At 35.3% G+C, this 21,738-nt stretch carries 24 protein-coding genes; all 24 read right to left on the minus strand.

The window, feature by feature from the left end:
- Positions 1-5: 5 nt before the first annotated feature.
- The 24 genes from FYJ58_RS03765 to fliG all read right to left on the minus strand — a co-directional run bounded on the left by FYJ58_RS03765 (position 6) and on the right by fliG (position 21,733).
- On the minus strand, positions 6-881 hold the full coding sequence (locus FYJ58_RS03765) for a MinD/ParA family protein (RefSeq protein ID WP_154517464.1): 876 nt from the start codon (positions 879-881) through the stop codon (positions 6-8).
- Positions 881-2,155 (minus strand): flagellar biosynthesis protein FlhF, encoded by a 1,275-nt coding sequence (flhF, locus tag FYJ58_RS03770; RefSeq protein WP_328597794.1) that lies wholly within the window; start codon positions 2,153-2,155, stop codon positions 881-883. Before flhF ends, FYJ58_RS03765 begins: the two co-directional genes overlap by 1 nt.
- Positions 2,155-4,188: a flagellar biosynthesis protein FlhA gene (flhA, locus tag FYJ58_RS03775; protein WP_154517466.1), complete on the minus strand. Its 2,034-nt coding sequence runs from the start codon at positions 4,186-4,188 to the stop codon at positions 2,155-2,157. The genes flhF and flhA overlap by 1 nt, the downstream gene beginning before the upstream one ends.
- 33 nt (positions 4,189-4,221) lie before the next feature.
- Complete coding sequence (flhB, locus tag FYJ58_RS03780; protein ID WP_154517468.1) at positions 4,222-5,343, minus strand: flagellar biosynthesis protein FlhB; 1,122 nt, start codon at positions 5,341-5,343, stop codon at positions 4,222-4,224.
- A 13-nt stretch (positions 5,344-5,356) separates the two neighbouring features.
- Entirely contained in the window at positions 5,357-6,130 is a 774-nt protein-coding gene (gene fliR, locus FYJ58_RS03785; protein ID WP_154517470.1) for a flagellar biosynthetic protein FliR, read from the minus strand.
- 25 nt (positions 6,131-6,155) lie between these two features.
- Positions 6,156-6,425, minus strand: coding sequence for a flagellar biosynthesis protein FliQ (fliQ, locus tag FYJ58_RS03790; RefSeq protein ID WP_154517472.1), 270 nt, complete (start codon positions 6,423-6,425; stop codon positions 6,156-6,158).
- A 40-nt stretch (positions 6,426-6,465) separates the two neighbouring features.
- Positions 6,466-7,326: a flagellar type III secretion system pore protein FliP gene (gene fliP / locus FYJ58_RS03795; RefSeq protein WP_154517474.1), complete on the minus strand. Its 861-nt coding sequence runs from the start codon at positions 7,324-7,326 to the stop codon at positions 6,466-6,468.
- A gap of 30 nt (positions 7,327-7,356) precedes the next feature.
- Entirely contained in the window at positions 7,357-7,731 is a 375-nt protein-coding gene (gene fliO / locus FYJ58_RS03800; RefSeq protein WP_154517476.1) for a flagellar biosynthetic protein FliO, read from the minus strand.
- Position 7,732: 1 nt separating this feature from the next.
- A complete protein-coding gene (locus tag FYJ58_RS03805; protein WP_154517478.1) occupies positions 7,733-8,095 on the minus strand; it encodes a response regulator in 363 nt (120 codons plus the stop codon).
- Positions 8,096-8,123: 28 nt separating this feature from the next.
- Positions 8,124-9,266: a flagellar motor switch phosphatase FliY gene (gene fliY, locus FYJ58_RS03810; protein ID WP_154517480.1), complete on the minus strand. Its 1,143-nt coding sequence runs from the start codon at positions 9,264-9,266 to the stop codon at positions 8,124-8,126.
- A gap of 3 nt (positions 9,267-9,269) precedes the next feature.
- Positions 9,270-10,250 (minus strand): flagellar motor switch protein FliM, encoded by a 981-nt coding sequence (gene fliM / locus FYJ58_RS03815; RefSeq protein ID WP_154517482.1) that lies wholly within the window; start codon positions 10,248-10,250, stop codon positions 9,270-9,272.
- A 131-nt stretch (positions 10,251-10,381) separates the two neighbouring features.
- Positions 10,382-10,888 carry a flagellar basal body-associated FliL family protein gene (locus tag FYJ58_RS03820; protein WP_154517484.1) on the minus strand — a complete coding sequence of 169 codons (507 nt, stop codon included), beginning with the start codon at positions 10,886-10,888 and terminating at the stop codon, positions 10,382-10,384.
- A gap of 27 nt (positions 10,889-10,915) precedes the next feature.
- The gene (locus FYJ58_RS03825; protein ID WP_154517486.1) at positions 10,916-11,734 is read right to left on the minus strand and encodes an OmpA/MotB family protein; all 819 of its coding nucleotides are present in this window, start codon (positions 11,732-11,734) and stop codon (positions 10,916-10,918) included.
- Positions 11,734-12,534 (minus strand): motility protein A, encoded by an 801-nt coding sequence (locus FYJ58_RS03830; protein WP_154517488.1) that lies wholly within the window; start codon positions 12,532-12,534, stop codon positions 11,734-11,736. Before FYJ58_RS03830 ends, FYJ58_RS03825 begins: the two co-directional genes overlap by 1 nt.
- Before the next feature lie 19 nt (positions 12,535-12,553).
- Positions 12,554-12,751 (minus strand): flagellar FlbD family protein, encoded by a 198-nt coding sequence (locus tag FYJ58_RS03835; protein ID WP_154517490.1) that lies wholly within the window; start codon positions 12,749-12,751, stop codon positions 12,554-12,556.
- Positions 12,752-12,945: 194 nt separating this feature from the next.
- A complete protein-coding gene (locus tag FYJ58_RS03840; protein ID WP_154517492.1) occupies positions 12,946-14,418 on the minus strand; it encodes a flagellar hook protein FlgE in 1,473 nt (490 codons plus the stop codon).
- A gap of 90 nt (positions 14,419-14,508) precedes the next feature.
- Positions 14,509-14,919 carry a TIGR02530 family flagellar biosynthesis protein gene (locus tag FYJ58_RS03845; RefSeq protein ID WP_328597795.1) on the minus strand — a complete coding sequence of 137 codons (411 nt, stop codon included), beginning with the start codon at positions 14,917-14,919 and terminating at the stop codon, positions 14,509-14,511.
- Between the two features lie 54 nt (positions 14,920-14,973).
- The gene (locus FYJ58_RS03850; RefSeq protein WP_154517495.1) at positions 14,974-15,789 is read right to left on the minus strand and encodes a flagellar hook capping FlgD N-terminal domain-containing protein; all 816 of its coding nucleotides are present in this window, start codon (positions 15,787-15,789) and stop codon (positions 14,974-14,976) included.
- 25 nt (positions 15,790-15,814) lie between these two features.
- Positions 15,815-17,209, minus strand: a complete 1,395-nt coding sequence (locus FYJ58_RS03855) for a flagellar hook-length control protein FliK (RefSeq protein WP_154517498.1) — start codon at positions 17,207-17,209, stop codon at positions 15,815-15,817.
- Positions 17,210-17,268: 59 nt separating this feature from the next.
- The gene (locus FYJ58_RS03860; RefSeq protein ID WP_154517501.1) at positions 17,269-18,066 is read right to left on the minus strand and encodes a MotE family protein; all 798 of its coding nucleotides are present in this window, start codon (positions 18,064-18,066) and stop codon (positions 17,269-17,271) included.
- Between the two features lies 1 nt (position 18,067).
- Positions 18,068-18,520, minus strand: coding sequence for a flagellar export protein FliJ (fliJ, locus tag FYJ58_RS03865; protein WP_154517504.1), 453 nt, complete (start codon positions 18,518-18,520; stop codon positions 18,068-18,070).
- A 22-nt stretch (positions 18,521-18,542) separates the two neighbouring features.
- Positions 18,543-19,820, minus strand: coding sequence for a flagellar protein export ATPase FliI (fliI, locus tag FYJ58_RS03870; RefSeq protein ID WP_154517841.1), 1,278 nt, complete (start codon positions 19,818-19,820; stop codon positions 18,543-18,545).
- Positions 19,821-19,896: 76 nt separating this feature from the next.
- Positions 19,897-20,739, minus strand: coding sequence for a FliH/SctL family protein (locus FYJ58_RS15130; RefSeq protein ID WP_154517507.1), 843 nt, complete (start codon positions 20,737-20,739; stop codon positions 19,897-19,899).
- Complete coding sequence (gene fliG, locus FYJ58_RS03880; RefSeq protein WP_154517509.1) at positions 20,720-21,733, minus strand: flagellar motor switch protein FliG; 1,014 nt, start codon at positions 21,731-21,733, stop codon at positions 20,720-20,722. The genes FYJ58_RS15130 and fliG overlap by 20 nt, the downstream gene beginning before the upstream one ends.
- Positions 21,734-21,738: the final 5 nt, after the last annotated feature.

Raw genomic sequence — 21,738 nt, forward strand, 5'->3', positions numbered from 1 at the left:
CTGCTTTATTGACCTAATTTAAAAAATAAATTAGAAAAAATTTGTGAAATTCCTTTTTTCATCTGTTGCTCTATTATTTCATTATTGTTTATCATAAAAGCTAACTCTGAAATTGCCTGGGCTGAAATTGATTTTGGATAAGCAATTGTCACAGGATTTTGCTGAAATACAGCCTTTGAAAAATAAGAATCCTGTGGAACAGCACCTAAAAACTCAATATTAATATTTAAAAACTTATTCACCACTACATTTAATTTATCATATAACTCTTTTCCTTTTGAAATTGTTTCTACTCGGTTCGAAATCATTCGAAGCGGAATACATTCCGCAAGAAAATCTTCTCTTTTGCTCAATGTTTTTAATAAAGCATAGCTATCAGTCATTGAAGTAGGCTCCGGTGTTACAACAAGTAACACCTCCGAACTGGCAGCAATAAATTCCATCACAACATCTGATATTCCTGCTCCAGTGTCAACAATAATCACATCCGCTATTTCATCCAGCTCACAAAGAGCATTTGTAAGAGTTATAATTTGTTCTCTGGAAAGATTAACTAGTTCTTGTATTCCCGATCCGCCTGAAAGAAAACCAATACCATTCGGACCATCTGTAATAATTTGCTTTAAGTTCTTTCCATTATAAATCAGGTCTGCTAAATTATATCTAGGTCGAACTCCTAGCATAATCTCTACATTAGCCAAACCAAAATCTGCATCTAAAATCACAACCCTTTTGCCAAGTGCCTGAAGATTTAATGCAAGATTCACTGATATACTGCTCTTGCCTACTCCCCCCTTTCCACTTGTAACCGTAATCACCCTTGCAACTGGACGCTGTTGGTTGCACTTTATTATATTTCTTAATTGTGTTGCCTGATCCATTAACGATTGCCTCCCAGCAGCTTCTTTGCAATGTTTTGAGCATCAATCTGTCCAATATCATCTGGCACATTCTGTCCCCATGTTGTATAAGATAATGGAACCCCTGTCGCCATTTTTATATTAAAAAGATTCCCAATGCAATCTGATTCATCCAATTTCGTAAATATCAAGTTATAGTCTGTAATTTCTTCATATGTTTTTGCAATCTCAAGTAAGTCTTTATACTTTGTAGTAGCACTTAATACAAGATATACTTCCCGTTCCTCTTTCGGAATTGCTTCAATTAACCTTTTAATGTCCTCTTTCTGCGCTTCATTATGATGGGAACGTCCTGCAGTATCAATTAAAACAATATCATAACCTGTAAACTCCCGCTTTACGTCTTCCATCTCAGTTTCTGTGTATACAACTTTAACTGGCACACCCAAAATATTGGCATAAGTTCTCAGTTGTTCCACCGCAGCAATACGATAAGTATCCGAAGTAACCATTGCAATTTTCGCTTTCCTTTTAAGCTTTAAACTTGCAGCTATTTTAGCAATTGTAGTTGTTTTTCCAACACCTGTAGAACCAACAAAATAAATAAATTTTGTTTTTCCCTCTTCCACTTCAATTGGCTTTGGCTGTCCTATTTTTAATATAATCTTTTGATAAACCGTTGACAGTATATTATCAACAGAAGCATCTGCATTTAACCCTTTTTCGATTTCTTTTATCAGTTGAGCCGCATACAACTCATCCACTTCATTTTGAATTAATTTTTCGGATATCAGTTTAATACATGCCTCATTTTTACTTTCTGTTTTTTCTTCCTGCTCTCTCTCAAGACTATCTGTTTCTTTTTTCACTTTCATCTGTGCTTCCAGCAAATATTGCAACTCATTTAAACGTTGCTCAATCGCCGTTTCACTTTCATTCTTCTTTTCCTCTTCTTCTGGTTCAATAATGATGTTAGGATTAGAAAAAAGTGGGTTCTCCTCTTTCTTAACAGCCAGGACCTCCTTTTTTGCCAATGACGGATTAACCGGTGCAGATGTCGACACACTATTGTCATTAATTTTCTTAATTTCAGACAGCATTTTTTTCCCGTCTGTATAAGAGTTTTCTTCGTCCACTGCCGCAGTTACTTCAACACTTGCTTTTTTAAAAAGTTTATAAATTCCCTTTGGCTTTATGTACTTAATATTCATTACAATTGCATCTTTGCCCAATTCGTTTTTTGCAAGCATGATTGCTTCATTTTCTGTTGCTGCTTGAAATTTTTTTATAATCACTAAACCGTCACCATCCCAACTGATTGTAATTCAACATTAGACTCAATTTCATTGTAAGAAACTACAATCAAATCTTTAAAATAGTCCTCTGTCAATTTCTTGAAATACATTCTCACAATAGGAGAAGTTATAATAATCGGGTTTTTACCCAAATTTTCCAACTTAACTACTTCCTCTTGAACAGAATTAATAATTTCCTGTGTAGTATCTGGATCTAATGTAAGATATGCACCCTGTTCGGTCTGCTTAACTGAATTCATAATCTCCTGCTCAATTTTCGGATCTAACGTAACTACACTGGTTGTTTCATTAGATGGGAAATACTTATTCGAAATCGCACGTTTCAAGCTCTGTCTCGCATACTCTGTCAAAACATCCGTATCTCTAGTTGTTGGTGCATAATCAGCTAAAGTTTCAAATATCGTAATCAAATCTCGGATTGATATTCCCTCTTTTAATAGATTTTGCAATACTTTTTGAATTTCACCAACACTGAGTAACTTTGGAACTAATTCATTTACTAAGGTTGAGTTTGCTTCCTGTACATTGCTGATAAGATTTTGTACATCCTGTCTTGTAAGGAGTTCATCTAAATGACTTCGAATCACTTCTGTCAAGTGAGTTGCAATAATTGAAGGAGGATCAACTACGGTATACCCCATAGATTCCGCCCGCTCTCTCTGACTTTCCGTAATCCATATTGCCGGCAGATGGAAAGAAGGCTCAAACGTAGGAATACCTGTTATTTCTTCTTCGACATATCCCGGGTTCATAGCCATATAGTGATCAAATAAAATCTCGCCATCACTGACCGGAACACCTTTTATCTTAATAACATATTGATTTGGATTTAACTGAATATTATCACGCAAACGAATCATTGGAACAACACATCCTAACTCCAATGCAATCTGTCGACGAATCATAACAACACGATCTAGCAAATCTCCTCCCTGATTCACATCAGCAAGAGGAATAATACCATAACCAAATTCCAATTCAATTGGGTCAACCTGTAAAAGCGAAGCTACATTTTCTGGTCTTCTGATTTCCTCCGCTGCACTCTCTTCACTATTGACTTCGGTTTCAATTTCTTCTACATCTAATTTATTCGCAATAATTCTTCCGGTAATAATGAATAAGAAACCATATGCAGGGAAAATGATAATACTTAACGGCGTCACAACACCTAAAAAGACCATTGCACCTCCAACCATATATAATACCTTTGGAATAGAAAACAGCTGATCAACAAGCACATCTCCAAGGTCTGCTTCCTTTGATATCTTTGTAACTAAAATACCGGTTGCAAGAGAAATCATTAGCGAAGGAATCTGACTGACTAAACCATCACCAATTGTCAATATTGTATATTTCTCTAGAGCTTCCTGCATTGGAAGCCCCCCATAGATCATTCCCATACAAAGTCCACCTGCAAAGTTTATTACCGTAATAATAAGACCTGCAACAGCATCTCCTTTTACGTACTTTGTAGCACCATCCATCGCACCGAAAAAACTGGACTCATCTTGAATCTTTTGTCTTCTTGCCTTAGCTTCTTCATCTGTAATCGCTCCCGTATTTAAATCAGCATCAATTGCCATCTGTTTACCAGGCATAGCATCCAATGTGAAACGAGCTGTAACTTCAGATACACGTTCTGAACCTTTATTAATAACCATCATCTGAACTATAATTAAAATTACAAAGACAATCGCACCAGTAACCAAATTACCACCACCAACGAAATTACCAAAGGTAGTTACAACATTTCCTGGATCACCTGTTGTTAAAATTAATTTTGTCGAAGAAACATTCAAAGAAATACGAAATATTGTTGTAAATAATAGTAAAGTAGGAAAACTTGATATATCCAATGCTTCTTTTGTAAACAGTGCAGTAAATAAAATAATCATTGCAATCGACATATTAAGTCCCAGCAAAATATCCAATAAAATAGAAGGCATCGGAACAATAAAGAATACTATTGCCAGCATTAAATACAATCCTAATACCATATCCGTTTTCTTCATTATTTTTGCCTCCTTTCCTTTTGTTCTTTCATATTATATTTTTCCTTTTAAATTATAAACATAGGCCAATACCTCAGCAACCATCTGATATAACTCAGGAGGTATCTCGGAATCAATGTCTACATTGTAATAAAGCATTCTCGCAAGCGGCTTATTTTCAACAATTTCTACGTCGTATTCTCTTGCCGCCTCTTTTATTTTCTGTGCTAAATAATCTGCTCCCTTGGCAATTACAACCGGAGCCGATTGTGACTCTCTGTCATACTTAATTGCCACCGCCAAATGAGTCGGATTCGTAATAACTACATCTGCTTCCGGCATTGCCTGCATCATACGCCTTTGTGAAACTTCTCTCATTTTTTGACGTATTCTACCTTTGATTTGAGGGTCACCTTCCGTCTGTTTATACTCATCTTTTACTTCCTGCTTTGACATTTTCATATCTTCTTTAAATTTGTGCTTCTGATAAAAAACGTCTGCCACTGCAATGATCATAAAAAGTTCACTAATCTTCAGTCCTAGGTCAATTACAATCGTTCCAACCAATTGAACTGCATCCCATAGAGAAATTTCATATAAATTAATTAACATTCCCCATTGGTCTTTTAAAGCGTCATATATTACATAAGAAATAATCCCTATTTTCACAATTGATTTTATCAATTCAAACAATTTATCTTTTGAAAATATTTTTTTAAATCCACTAATTGGATTCAGATTTGCAAATTTGGGCTGTAATGGCTTTAAGGAAACTTTCCATTTCACCTGATATATTGTTGCAATAAATGAAGTTAAAAAACCTGTCAGATACAATGGTAGTCCTAAAATTAAAACTTCTTTCAATCCAAAAAGAACTAAAGTAGCAGCTACATTAAAATTAAATTCATCTGCCAACAGAGTCGAAAGTAATTCATAACTTTCTTTAAAAGTGTCTAAAAAACCGGTTCCAAGATAACCAACTGTAATCTTTAATATAAGAAACAAGCCCAACAGACTGAATGCAATAATCAAATCCTGACTTCTGGCAATTTTACCATCTTCTCTTGCTTCTTTTAACTTCTTTGGTGTTGCATCTTCTGTTTTTTCTCCACCTGGTCCATCTTTCCCAAAAAACTGCAAGTTATAGGAAAGCAAATATCTTTTATTTATGTCCATGCTTCATTCACCTCTATGATGAAGCCAATGCTGCCATCATTATACTCATCATATTTTTCATTTCTTTAAAGATAAAGTCTGCAACCTGAGGAAGCATATCAACCATCAGAAATAAGATAATCAATCCGGCAAATATTTTCAACTGCATACCAATTACAAACATGTTCATCTGAGGAGCCACTCTTGCTAAAATTCCAAGTACAACATTAATTACCAGGGTCGCGGCAAATATAGGAAGTACAATGCGAAACCCTATTACAAAATAATCTGACATAAATTGTCCCATTATCTCATAAAGACTTCCCTTTAAAACAACATCTCCAACCGGAACAAGACGAAATGAATCTAAAATGGCACTTAAAATATAATAGTGCATGTTAGTCACCATCATAAGCAACATAACCATATAAGAATAGTAATTACCTGTAACTGTTGTCTGCAGTCTTGTTGTCGGATCCAAAACCTGTGCCATAGAAAATCCTATTTCCATATCAATTAATTGACCCGCAAAATTCAAAATATAAGTACAGATACTGGCCATATAACCTAAAACAAGACCTACAATTGCATCCTTTACAACCAGTAATCCATAGCCAATCACGCCATTATATTTCAATGGAGTATAATCAATCATTGATATCATCATAATCCCTAAAAATGTAGCTAACCCAACCTTCAATTTTCTAGGAACATTGGTAATGCTATAAAATGGAGCAACCGCCAAAAAAGCAGATATTCTTACTATAACCAACATATAGAATTCAACATTTTCAACAGTAAAGCTCATACTTTTTCCCTCGAATCATCTCATTTCATTGAATAAAATTACTAAAATTAACACATAATTCCTGCATAAATACAACTATATTGTTCATAACCCAATTTCCTGCAAGAATAATAACTACAAAAATAGCTATCAGTTTTGGTACAAATGTCAATGTCTGCTCTTGAATTGATGTAACTGTCTGAAAAATACTAATAATTAATCCGACAATTAGTGATACAAGTAACATTGGCGCAGACACTTTTATTACAATCCAAAGAGTTTCTCTGGCAATATCAATTACTTGTGCTTCTGTCATATTTTCTGCTTTCCTTTCTTATCCAACAAACATTCTGACATCAGTAAAATGTCTTCACTAATTCTCCAATAATCAAATTCCACCCATCTGCCAAAACAAAAAGCAATATTTTAAATGGCAATGAAATTGTCGTTGGAGGAAGCATCATCATACCCATTGACATTAAGGTTGATGAAACAACCATGTCTATTACAATAAACGGTAAATAAATTACAAATCCAATTACAAAAGCTTTCCGCATTTCGCTGATAATAAATGCCGGAATTAACGTTGTTGTTGGAATATCTTCTTCATTTTTCAAATCTTCGGAAGGTATATCCGCAATTTCTAAAAACAATTTTAAGTCTTTTGTATTCGTTTGTTTAAACATAAACGTCCGAAGCGGTTTTATACCTGCTTCCATAGCCTCTTCTTGGGTAATTTCCCCTTTTGAAAGTGGCTGAATTGCATCCGTATTAATCTGGCTAAAAACCGGTGACATAATAAAAAATGTTAAAAACAAAGAAAGCCCAATCAAAACTTGGTTAGGCGGCGTTGTCTGTAGTCCCAGTGCCGTTCTTACAAAATGTAACACAATAACAATTCTTGTAAACGAAGTCACCATAATTAAAATAGATGGCGCAATTGATAAAACGGTAAGCATTAACAAAATCTGCAACGATGCAGATAAATTACTGCTTCCGGCATTGGAAGAAATATTCAGTTGAAAAGCATCGGGTTCATCTACTAATGTAGAATCCTGTTCATTCGAATTATTGCTTTTTTTTGCACTGCTTGTAGTACGATTTGTTGCTGTCGCAGAAACAGGAGTAGCACAAATAAAGGTTAATAAACACATTAGCACCAAAAGACTTATATATTTAATAACTCTTTTTTGTTGCTTTTTTCCTTCTGTCTTCATGATTACCAACCTTTACTCTATTCTATATTTTTATTTCATACTTTTTTTGCCAACCTTCGCCAGAATATCTTTAAATAATTCTGGCGAATCCGGCGACTGATTTGAAAAAGATTCAAGTAATAATTGGTCATTTGGTATCTCTGTAAGAAATTCAATTTCTTCCTTACCAATACCTAATGCCAAATATTTCTCACCTATTCTTACAATTTGAATATACTTATTTGGAGCTATTTTATATGTTTCTATTATTTGAATATTTTTATTTTTTTGTTGTAACAGATTCGACTTACCTATAAACTTTGTTACCAAATAGCTAAGCCCCAAAATAAATAAAAATACAAGTAAAATTCCAAATAAGTTAAATAGGCTTTCTACTCTAGTAAGCCCTGTGGTGGTCAAATACATTTTAGCCCACCGCTTTTTTAACAGCTTCTAATACACGATCAGCCTGGAATGGTTTAACAATAAAGTCTTTTGCACCTGACTGAATGGATTCAATAACCATTGCCTGCTGTCCCATTGCAGAACACATAATAATGTTTGCATTTGCATCTGTTTCTTTAATTTTCTTCAAAGCCTGGATACCATCCATTTCTGGCATTGTAATGTCCATCATTACTAAATCTGGTTTTGTCTCATTATATTTTTCAACTGCCTTTAAACCATTTTCAGCTTCACCAACGATATTGTAACCATTCTTTGTTAAAATATCTTTAATCATCATTCTCATAAAAGCTGCGTCATCACAAATTAAAATGTTTTTTGCCATAGTAATCTCTCCTATTCACTTTAATACTTTATCTTACTATTTCAGTAACTCGAATTCCAAAACTTTCTTCAATTACAACAACTTCACCCTTAGCAACAAACTTTCCGTTTACCAATACATCAATTGGTTCTCCGGCAAGTTTATTAAGTTCAATAATTGTGCCTGGTGAAAAATCCAAAATTTCTTTAATGGACTTATTTGTTCTTCCTAATTCCACTGTTACCTCTAATGGAACATCCATAATCAGGTCAATGTTTTCTTGTTGCGTTAATGGATTTATCGCTGCTGTAAAAGGTTGGAACTGAGCTGGTTGCACATTTACATCCTGCATTGGCATTCCCTGTTGCATCATTGGCTGTTGCATCATTACAGGTTGACCCATTATTGGTTGTTGCATTGTTCCTGCCATATTCTGCACTGGCTGTTGCACTGGTGCCTCTGCCGGTGTAGGTGTCGGAGCAGATTGAGGCGCTGCCTCTTCTGAAACTGTATCTCCTGCACCAGAAAATTTCTTATATAAATCCTTAGCAAAATCCAAAGGATACAGCTGCATAATTTGGCTGTCAATTAAATCGCCAATCTCCATTCTAAACGATACCTGTATAAATTCACCACTTAAAAAATTATTTAAAGTAGCTTCATCAATTGTATCATTCAAGTCAATAAGACTTGCCACCGGTGGACTTATATCTACTTTCTTATTTAACATGGAAGAAAGAGAGGTAGAAGCAGATCCCATCATCTGATTCATCGCTTCACTAATTGCACTAAGATGAAGCTCTGATAATTCATCTGCTAAATTCGTTCCATCTCCCCCCATCATTAAATCTGTAATAATTTTAACATCACTTTCTTTTAAAATTAAAATATTACTGCCGTCAAGACCTTCTATATAAGAAATCTGTACGAATACACATGGTCGATCATAATTATTAGATAATTCCTCTAATGTCGTATTTGATACCGCTGGTGTTGTAATTACAACTTTATTATTGAGAAGAGTAGATAATGTTGTTGCTGCTGTGCCCATACATATATTGGAGATTTCTCCAACTGCATCTCTTTCTTCTACTGTTAAAGAATCTGATGCTGATGTAGCAGCAGTATCTTCTCCCCCAGCTGTGCCATTTAATAAGGCATTTATTTCTTCTTGGGATAACATACCATCCATAGTCTATGACTCCTCCCTTATGACTGATGTAATTCTAACTGCGTAAGTATCGGAAGCTGCTCCCGGTAATGCAGTAAACTTATTAATATTTCCAACATATACCTCTAGTTCATCGTCTATCTTTGTATCAAGACGAATAATATCTCCAGGTTGTAAATTCATAAAATCATTTACGGAAATAACACTTTTTCCTAATATTGCACGAATTGGTACCTTTGCTTTATTAATGATAGATTCAATTGTTTCACGATAGATTCCATCATCTTTAACCTGCATTGTCGAATACCAATATTTTGTATTTAATTTGTCTATAACAGGCTCTACACACATATATGGTATACATATGTTCATCAGACCTTCAACTGTACCAACTTTTACATTCATTGTAACAATTGCTGTCATCTCGCTTGGCGAAATAATCTGTGCGAACTGATTATTTGTCTCTATTCGCTCCAAACGTGGAGAAATCTCTGCAACACTTAGCCATGGCTCAACCATTAAATTAATACATGTGTTCAAAATTCTCTCCAATATAATTAACTCAATCTCTGTAAAATCTCTCGATTTCTCAAGTGGTGAGCCACCGCCTCCCAGCATACGGTCAACGATAGTATAACCTATATTCTCTGATAATTCAATTACAATATTACCCTCTAAGGGGGCAAAATTAACAATTCCCAATAACACAGGATTAGACAGGGCATTAGAAAACTCAGAATATGTAATTGCCTCTGAATTCATTACATCAACCTGTACATTTTTTCTCAAATATCCTGGAAGATGAGTTGATAACAACCTCGCATAGTGCTCAAAAATAATCTCCAGTGTCCTTAAATGCTCTTTCGAAAACTTGGAAGGTCTGGCGAAGTCATAATTCTTTACTTGCTTCTCACCTGCATCCTTCATCTCTTCAACATCTAAATCTCCACTATTCAATGCAGCAAGCAGATTGTCAATCTCATTTTGCGATAAGACATCGCCCATTACCTCTCACCTCTCAATCGACTTATGTATAATACTATATTCATTTTAACATAAACTTTCCACAATATAAAGCAGTAAATTACAATATATAGCATAATTTCTGCTTATAATACAAAGGTTAGTAGTTACAATTATTGAAATACAATGTTTCCTAAAGATACACCTACAATAAAGTCCGAAGAACCAAAGTATTCATTCAATCTGTCTACTAAATCATTTTTCAGTTTTTCCTTATCTTGTGTATCTTTAATTGTATATCCAGATATTACTGTATCAACAACATCCATAATAGCACTATTTTGTTCCGATAAAATACCGCTTAATTTTTTATAATCTTCAGAAGTTTTATTAATGGATAAAGAAACATAATCCATTTTACCATAATGGTCCTGACCATCACCACTATCTTTCAAATTAGTAGTCTTTGCTTCCTCGATTTTATAGTACTCAATATTTTCAACATCTACCTTAGGGGCAGAATCACCAGATAGTTCCAAATCAATAACAGAAGCCACCTGAGAAATAAGCTTATCTGTCCGCTGTGAAGTAGGAACAACCACAAACACTACAAGTGCGGTCATTATCGTATTCATCAATGTCAATGCCAGAATAATTATTGTTAAGATATTTTTCTTCATTCTCTTCTCTCCTAATCAATACGTGCATCAATCCACATCGGTATAAATCTTAATTTCTACACGCCTATTTTTTGCCCGGCCTTCCGGAGTATCATTTTTTGCAATCGGCTCATATTCTCCTCTTCCAGAAGCCTCCAAAGTCTTAGGATCTAAGCCTTTTTTCTCTGTTAAGTATTCAAATACTCTTGTTGCTCTCGCCGTAGACAGCCACATATTACTTCCATATTTAGAATTGCTAATTGGAACATTATCTGTATGCCCTTCTACAATAATTAAGTGTTTATCATAAACCTTTAATATATCACCTATTTTATCTAATACAGCCAAAGCTTCTTTTTTTACTTCATCCGTACCGGTATCAAAAAGAATGGCTCCGCTTAAGCGAATCCTTACATATTGGTTGTTGTCATCCATATTCACTTCAACTGTATCTGCAACCTTTTTCTTTTCCGTAGCTTCTACCACTTCTTCATACAAAGTTTCTGTCGCTTTCTTTTGCTCTTCTGCTACTTTTTCACGATATTTTGTTTCTACATCATTTTCTTCTGACTTCTCACTATCAGCCTGTTGTCCCATCTCATTATAGTATTCGCTTAAATTATCCAATTGGCTAATACCTTGTGAAATCAGTTTACCATCCCCAATTGCCTGTGCACCACCATCAAAAATACTAAAATTACTATTAAAAGATGCTGCTATCTCAGCAAAAGCTTCTGCATCAACACTTGAAAACGCGAATAGTAATACGAAGAAACACAACAACAAGTTCATTAAATCAGAAAAAGTTGCCATCCACGCCGGTGAACCTCCTCCACCGCCATCACTTTGTTTCTTTCGTCTTGCCATTATGCCTCACCGCCTCCTTCATTTCCTTCTCCAACGCTATCTCTATTCGAAGGAGCTAAGAATGATTTCAGTTTTTCCTCAATAACTCTTGGGTTTTCACCTGCCTGAATAGACAACAGCCCTTCTACCATAACCTCCTTGATACGGATCTCAGCAGCACTGTTATCTCTTAGTTTATTTGCTACCGGAGTACAAATCCAGTTTGCAATCAATGAGCCATAGAATGTTGTAATTAAGGCGGTTGACATGTTAGGTCCTACGGATGCCATATCCTCTAATTCCTTTAACATGTTAATCAGACCAATCAGAGTACCAATCATACCCCAGGCAGGTCCCATTGCAGCCATACGATCCCAAAATCCAGCACTGCTTGCATGTCTTTCTTCAATACAAATCAATTCTGTTTCCAAAATACTTCTAACCAGCTCTGGATCTGTACCATCAACAATTAATAAAATTCCTTTTTTTAAAAATTCATCTTCAATTCCATTTGCCGCTTCTTCTAGTGCCAATAATCCTTCTTTTCTGGCAACATTTGATAAATTAATTATATTATTAATTGTTTCTCCCTCATTAAAATTCTGTGTTTTCATAATCATTCCAATTGATTTTAATGAATTAATAAATCCCGGTATTCCATGGGCCTGGGTTAACATACAGGCTAACGTACCACCAAATGTAATAAGCATGGATGGAACATGGAGAAAATCCATAATTACAGAAAACGATTTACCAAATACCATACCAAAAATCATCAAGCCAAAGCATATTACCAATCCTAACAAAGATGCTATATCCAAAATCTCCACCTACCTAACTTTATTTTTCTAATTCTACAAATGAAATCTCTCTCCGATATCTGATAACTTTATCACGAATTTCCTTCCTGCTTTCCTTCACTATTATTTTCTTGCCAGAAGTTAAAGTGATAACAGTATCTGGAGTTTCTTCCACAATCTCTATCAACTCAGCGTTTACTGTTATTTTCGAATCATTCATTTTCGTTACTTCAATCATATGTACCTCTCTATTTTCCTATTATATCTAAAATAATTCACTTTTTCAATAAGTCCCATAAAAAATTTTCTTTTTTCTACATATTTTTATCTTTTTTCCATAAACTCTGAATATCCTCTGAAAAAGAATAAAGGAAGAGCAAACAGCAGACGACGAAAAATTATTTCGTTCCTACTGTCCGCTCTAACTATGAATTAACGTTTCAAATTAATCAATTCTTCTAATAAAGTATCTGATGTTGTAATAATTCTTGAGTTTGCCTGAAAACCTCTCTGAGTTGTAATCATTTGTGTAAATTCACTTGATAAGTCAACATTAGACATTTCTAAAACACCTGTTGATAATTTGCCGCCACCTGTTGTAATATCCTCACCAATACCATCAAACTCACCTGAGTTTTGTGTTTGTGCAAACATGCTGTTACCAACTGATTCCAAACCAGATGGATTAGCAAAACTTGTTACTGCAATCTGTCCCAATAGTTTTTCCGTACCATTGTCATATGTACCATAAATCTTTCCGGCTGTATCAATCTTAACACCTGTCATATTACCTACCGGAAGTCCGGCACCTTCATTATTATTATTTTTGTCACCTTTTGTGGATGTCACAGAAGACGTTCCACTTGTGGCAAACTGTGTTAAAGAAGACATTCCGATTGCAATTCCATTATATGCGTTTGCAGCTACACCTGTTGGTAAAAACTCATTATTTGTAGTTGTAATTTTTAAATTCATTGCAGTTGCACCTTTAGCACCCTGTGCCGGTGCTTTTCCAACATAAGAAAATGTACCATTGGAAGGATTAAATTTTAAAGCATTCTCCGCTGTACCTGTAGTCTTTAAACTATCTGTTGTCGCATCATAAGTGTAAGTAAGCCCTCCGAAAGTAACTGATGTACCAGCTACAGCTGTTTTTTTACCATCTGCACCTACTGCATAGAATATAGATTCATCTTTTGCATTCACAATATCTGTTAACGTCACTGTATAGTTACCTGCTTTTGCGTCTGCAGAACTGGCTGCCTTAATTGCAATTTTTGCAGTATAACTGTTACCAAGATTATCATAAAAACTTACCTGAACCGGTACACCTTTTCCGTCAGTCAGCTGACTATCCATAGAATCAATGTTACCTGTAATCGTAGCCTTTGTTGTAAGCTCCGGATTTGCATACAAATTTTCTGCTGACATTACTTTTAAAGCAGATACTTGTGATTTTAAAATATTTCCATTCGAATCTACCTGCCATCCCATTACGGTTGCCCCTGTAGATGTACATAAAGTACCGGCAGCATCCACATTAAACGCTCCGCTCTTTGTAAAATAATTTGTTCCACCACTATTTACAATAAAGAAAGAATCTCCACTAATCATAACATCAAATGGATTGTCTGTTCTTTGCGCTCCACCGGTTGTCGTAATACTTGTTGTAATCGAAGCTAAATTCGAACCAAGACCAATCTGCATTGCATTCTGACCCGCAGCACCGGTTGCAGCATTTGGTCCTGTAGCTGCTTGGGTTGTTTGATAAAAAATATCAGAAAAATTTACATTGCTGGATTTAAATCCAACTGTATTTACGTTTGCAATGTTATTACCAATAACGTCCATTTTTGTCTGGTGAACTTTAAGTCCGGATACACCAGAGAACAATGATCTCATCATAATTAAATGACCTCCTTAAACCTATTCCATGTCTTCCTTTTCTGTCATTCAAAGGAAAATGCCTCCATAAGGTCCAGCATCTTACACGGATTAACTGATTACTGCACCATCAATATTGGTAAATACTCCCTCTTCTGTGTCATTTACTGCTGTTACAACGGTATTATTTTTTATATTTACAATAAATGCCAGATTATCTACCATCACAAGAGATTCCCTAATACCTTTTTCTCTTGCTTTATTCGTCCCATTCTCTAGCCTCTCAAGCTGTGCCTTTGTCAAATCAATATGTCTGCTTGCCAGCCGTTGATTCGCATGCTTTGAAAACTTTAACTCTCCTAGGCCTTCTGATGCCTGTTTATTCTTTAATATCTCACTGAAGGAACCTTCCTTGTTTCCACTGCTTGACTGTGTTCTACTTTGCGACTTTGGTCGAATATTAACAACTTGCCCGGCCATCTGCTCAATAGAAGAGAATTTGTTCTGTGAAATATTCATCATATCATCCACCTTCTAAATCAATACACGTCAATTGCTTCCCTGCTTTTCATTTATTCAGCTTTTATCTGTCTCCCCTGATTCCTCCTGTTTGGAATCTTCACCTTCAGATTTTTCTGGCTTATTACCAGTAATACTAATTGTAACCTTATCTCCTATCGCAGTCTGATATGGATCATTAAACACAAATGCAATATTGTAATTTCCTGCTTCTAGATTTGAAAATGCTTTTTTGTCAATTTTCAGAATAATCTTGTTACCTGACTCGTCATCCTTATTTTTCTCATAACTCAAATATTTTGAATCAATAACCTTACCATTAATAACAACTGCAACCATGGATGCTTTGTAGTCGTCTTCACCAAGTGACATATTAATTAATACGTCCTCCGCTTCCTGATGATCATATTTTAATGATGCCGCCGGAACACTTGGAAGTTTTTTGGAAACAATATAGCTGCTATCAATTACTGTATACAAATCATCAATTGAATATAAATTGTTATCAATAGATAAGAATGTTTTACTTCCATTAACTGTTACATAATCTACAGATCCCTGAATCAACTTTTGATTGCCATTGGAATCTTTAACATTCATAATAACTTCTTTTCCTACTAAAGAAAAGGCTTGCGTATTCATTGTCGTCTGATTCAAGTTCTGCATTTGCTCTAATGATGAAAATTGTGCCAACTGAGATACAAATTCCGTATCACTTGCCGGATTTAATGGATCCTGATATTTCATCTGTGCAACTAGTAACTGCAAAAATTGGTCTTTTCCTAATTCGCCATTCGACTTTTTGGTCGTTGTTGTTGCAGATTTTGTCTGTTCTACTTCTCCATTTTTAACCGGAGCTACCAAATCAGCCATGGAACCACTCCTTTCTTAAATTATATTAAGCAGTGTAATCAATACTTCCGCCATTATCCTTTAATACTCTGGCAGCAAGTAATTCTTCTTCTGTTGCTTCCTCTTGGTTCTCGTCTAAAATGCTTAAATCAATTTTCCTGCGGTTACTACGGTCTTTGCTCTTTCCAGTATCCTGACTGCCTGTTCCATTTCCAGCCTGTGTATCCTGTTTAAATCCAAACTCAGATACCGTAACCTCAACAGCTTCTACTTTTAAGCCTTGATTATTAAGATTGTCCTTCAATGTCTGAATCTGACTTTCAATCGCTTCCTTTGCAGCGTGATTTTGAGCAATAAAACTTGCTGTCATCTCACCATTTTTTTCAACAACTGTCAAGCTAATTTTTCCCAAATGTTCTGGATTTAATTGCAATTCCATGCTTGTAGATTCCGGCTTAATTGCTATTTTTATTTGCTCTACTATCTGATTTACAATATCTTTCATTAACTGAGTCTGTTCAAATATCTGCTCCATATTCTCTAAGCCTGAATTCTGATGAACAGAAAGATTTTGTACAAACGTATCAAGTGGAGTCGCATTTTTCTCTGGCAAAATTGCTCTTTCCTTTTGATTACCCTGAGAATTATTCTCCTCTGTAGTATTTTCCTTTGTAACAGTAACCGGAATTGTTTCTGTTGCTTCTGAATCTGAAATTCCAGCTTGCGTATCTGACTGTAAATCAGTAAAATCTTCACTTTCCACATCGGATACCTCTTCGCGTATCTGATGTAACTGCTCTGCTAATGATGAAAGTTCAAATACTTCTTGTTTCGACAAATTCATCTCTTTCTCTGGCAATTGTTCTAAAAGATTAACCAAATCATTTAACTGCTTTGCTAAATCTTCATTCATTAAGAAATCAACTGGATTATTAAATCCATTAAAATTCAAAACAAATTCTTTTAAATTATCAGTATCTAGCAAATCAAAGGCAGTCATTCCTATTGCTTCCAATTGGCTTGTCAGTTCTTCCTGACTTATACCTAGCTCATTAGCTACATTTATAAGAATCATTTGCTCTAACTGACTTATTGCTTCTATAACTTCGTCTGGAATAGTTCCTTCTTCTATTTCTAACAAACTTTCATTTGAACCATCCACTGTATTTTTCGAAGTTTCAATACTGCCATTGACTGTTGAAACTGATTTTTGCAAAGAGTTGTCCTTTTTACCAATGGAAAACCCCTGCTTTTCATTAATAGCAGTCTTCTTAGAAGAAGCTTCTTTCCCTGTTCCTGAAATTTCTTTATTCTTCTGAATATTTCTATTCATAAGCATGTCAAAACTATTTTTACCATCAGAAGCATTTGATATATCCTTCCGGTCAACCGCCGCCATTGCGGTTTCAATAACTGGGATTGCCACTTTAGGTGTCATCATATATTTTTCCTCCTTTCTCTTAATATTTCGGCATAACAGCCTCTATGCTATAGCAAAGTTTACTGATTGTTCGAAAGTTTTGCCTGCTCTTCCGCATTTATAAGTGACATTTTCTTTGTAACCTTTGCTGCATATTCTGGTGACATTTCTGCAATAATTGCTGCACTTTGTTCTGTTTTCATATTTTTCAATATTCCACAAACCAAATCCAAATCTCCTGTCATAACCTCTAAAATCTGTGCAGCATTGGCAGGTTCCATCTTAGCATAACGTTCTCCCTGTTCTACTAAGCTTTGATCAGCTTGTATCTGCTCTACAACCTGCTTATATATTTTAGCGGCATTATCAGGGTCAATACTCTCATAGTATGCCTTATATTCCTCAATATCAGGTGCTTTGTCATTGAATACAACATTTTCTTCAAACTCTGCTACCCGCTTTTCAAATTCTTTTTGATTATCTTCAAATTCTTTTAACCTAGAATTCTCTGCTTCTAATTCAGAAATATAATCCGAATTGGCCGTTCCCGAACTGTCCATGGAATCTAATTGAAGCTCTAATTCTTTTATTCTTGCTAAAGCTTCATCTAAAGTACGATAAGTATTTCCTTCCTCATCTTTATTCTGTGAATTAGGAAGAATCCGATTAACAATTGGCACATCCTTTAGCACAGGAGTCAACACCTTGCTTCCAAATCCACCCACGTCTAATTTAATTAGTAATGCAAACACGGCAAGCCAAATAATGACTATTACCAAGGCAATTAGAAAAGATACTACTTTATTACCTGCCTTTTCTTTTCCTTCTATATTTTCTAATTCATCTGCTTCTCTATTTTTTTTATTTTTTCTCGCCATACTACTGATCCTCACTTGTTTGTCGATACATGAAGCTTACTAATTCATCTACTTCTTTTCTCTCTTCGTCATTCAATTCCTTTTTAAATTCTTCGAATGCCTTTTCTTTTAGCTTTTCTTGCGTTTTTCGCTCAATCATGGCTTCATTTAATTTAATTCGTGCAAGCTCAACCTCATTTTTTGCTGTATTCACAGCAATCATCTGCATCCGAATCTTATATTTTAAAATCTCAACCGAATCTTCCAGTCGTTTAATTTCTAAAAGATTTAACTGATTAATAATCCGGTCTGATAGTTCTTTCTCATATAAATTTTTTCTTTTATAAAGTGCTTCTAATTTTTCTTCCTCCAGATCAAGCTTATGTTTCGCTTCCGCAAAAATATTTTTTGCCTGCTCCTCCAGCTTATACTTAATGGAAAGAATATTTTCCATCCGATACACAAACTTTGCCATAACATCCTCGTATCATATACTTTTATTCTTCCTCAAACAAACTCTCTAATTGAGTAAGCTCTTCTTCTAACGTAAACTTTTCATTGACACCCTGCATAAGAAAATCATTAACTCTATCAATCTTTTCAATCGCATAGTCGATGTTTTTATTAGAACCACTTTTATATGCTCCAATATTTATCAAATCTTCTGCTTCTGTATAAGTTGCTAACACTGTCTTTAATGTACCTGCCGCTTTTTTATGCTTATCATCTGCAATTACTGACATAACACGTGATATACTCTGTAATACATCAATCGCCGGATAGTGGTTCTTATGACCAAGCTTTCTTGATAACATAATATGACCATCTAAAATACCTCTGGCCGTGTCCGTAATTGGTTCATTAAAATCATCCCCATCAACTAATACATTATATAATCCAGTAATCGAACCATGTTCTGCATTTCCTGCACGCTCCAAAAGTTTTGGAAGTTCAGCATACACACTCGGCGGATATCCTCTTGAAACAGGTGGCTCACCGGAAGCCAAACCAATTTCTCTTTGTGCCATGGAAAAACGAGTCAAATTATCCATCATCAATAAAACATCTTTTCCTTGATCACGAAAATACTCTGCAATTGCCGTTGCTGTTTTAGCCGCTTTATTACGAATAAGAGCCGGTTTATCAGAGGTTGCAACAACCACAACCGATCGACGCATTCCCTCTTCACCTAAATCTCTTTCAATAAACTCCCGAACCTCTCTTCCACGCTCTCCAATTAGTGCAATAACATTAATATCAGCCTTTGTATTTCTGGCAAACATACCAAGCAATGTACTTTTTCCTACACCACTTCCTGCAAAGATACCAATTCTCTGTCCTTTACCAACTGTCAGTAAACCATCAACTGCTTTTACCCCAAGAGGCAAGATTTCATCAATCAATTTACGCTTTAGAGGGTCTGGAGGTTCTGCCTCTGCTGAATAAGATTTCTCACATTTTAAAACAGAACCATCAATAGGATTTCCTAAGCCATCTAACGTCTTGCCTAATAGTTCCTCTCCAACTTTTACCTTAAACGGAGCCCCTGTATTTTCCACCCTGCTACCCGGACCAACACCTGTCACATCCTGATATGGCATCAAAAGAACCCGATCATCACGAAAACCAACTACTTCCGCTATTACCTCTTCTTTATTTTCACCTGAAATAATTTTGCACATGTCATTTAACTTTGCATTTGGTCCGATTGATTCGATGGTAAGTCCAACTACTTTAACTACCTTTCCCAATCGTTCTTCGTAATTTTTTTCCATCAATGACTGGTACTTTGAAAAATCAATATTTAAAGAGTCCAACTTATCACCTGCTTTCCCATTCTATTTTTTTCTGCTATTTCTCAATATTTAATAATTTCAATGTTTCAATTAAATTTTTGAGCTGAATATCCAGACTACAATCAAGAATCTTATTATCCGTTTCAATGATGCATTGATTTTTCTTAAAGGAACTGTCTTCTAAAATTTCAATTCCATCTGCCCGTCCAATTGCACTGCAAAGTCTTCCTTTTCCTTCTTCTAACATCATATAATCTTCCGAAGAACAATAAATACTATATTTTTCGCTTCGTCCGATTTGCTGAATTCCATTATGAACAAGATGCAATATAACTTCTTTTTTACTTTCGATTAAAACTCCTGTAATTTTCTCAATTAAGCCAATCATGACATCAACAAACTTCGGTTCTGCTTCTTCAAGAAGGCGTCCATATTCTTCCCTATCTGCTTGTCTTTCCTCTTCCAGCTTTGCCCTCTCTTTTATCAGCTGATGTTCACTCTGCTTCATTCCATCTGCATACCCAGTTTCCTTTCCTACCTGATATGCAGCCTCTTTAATCGAAGCAGCCTCCTCCTGGGCAGCAACAACTAACTGTTCTGCTTCTTTTTTGGCATTCTCAAGAATTTCTTTTGCTTCCTCTTTCAGGAGTTCTACTTCTTCCAGAAGTGTTTCATTCATCTCAGAATCGCCTAAATCTTCTGCCGGCTCAATTGGTTCCATCATTTTGCCTTCAGACTGTTCTTGTCTGCCAAATGCACTATCAATTGCTCCTTTTGGTACAGCCAAAATTTTGGTTAATAACTCTTTTTTTTCGTCTGAATCAATCACACGCTTTTCTTCATTGTCAAAATGAATATAATTCCATTTTACAATATTACTAGACAATAATCTCGTCACCTCCACCTCTAGCGATAACAATCTCAGCGGACTCTTCTAATTTTCTAATAATATTAACAATCTTCTGCTGTGCTTCTTCAACATCCTTCAAACGTACCGGTCCCATAAATTCCATATCTTCCTTAATCATTGTAGCCAAACGTTTTGATAAGTTATTAAAGATAACGTTTTGTACATCTTCATTGGAACCTTTAAGAGCAACTGCAAGCTCATTATTATCAACTTCTCGAAGAACTCTCTGAATTGACTTGTCATCCAGTGAAAGAATATCTTCAAATACGAACATCTTCTTACGAATTTCATCCGCCAATTCTGGCTCTTCAATTTCCAGAGTTTCCATAATATGTTTTTCAGTTCCTCTATCAACTGTATTCAAAATTTCTACGATAGAATCTACACCACCAACAATTGTGTAATCCTGGTTAACAAGTGAAGATAATTTCTGTTCCAATACTTTTTCCACTTCCTTAATCACATCAGGTGAAGTACGGTCCATCATAGCAATACGTTTTGCAACATCGGCCTGCTTTTCCGGTGGAAGTGCAGAAATAATCTGTGCAGACTGACCAGAAGACAAATACGATAAAATCAAAGCAATTGTCTGTGGATGTTCATCCTGAATAAAGTTAAGTAACTGACTTGCGTCTGTTTTACGAATAAATTCAAATGGACGCACTTGAAGAGAAGCGGTAAGTTTTCCAATAACATCTCTTGCTTTCTCCGCACCAAGTGCTTTCTCCAAAAGCTCTTTCGCATAATTTACACCGCCCTCAGCAATATATTGCTGTGCCAGACATACTTCATAGAATTCGTCTAACACCTGATCTTTAACCGAGGGAGAAATACTTCTTGTATTAGCAATCTCTAATGTCAATTCTTCAATTTCATCTTCTTTTAAATGCTTAAATATCGTAGCTGAACGTTCCGGTCCTAATGATATAAGTAAAACTGCTGCTTTTTGAAGTCCACTTAAATCATGATTATTACTAGCCATTTATT

The sequence above is a fragment of the Velocimicrobium porci genome (assembly GCF_009696045.1).
In the GTDB taxonomy this organism is placed as follows: Bacteria; Bacillota; Clostridia; order Lachnospirales; family Lachnospiraceae; genus Velocimicrobium; species Velocimicrobium porci.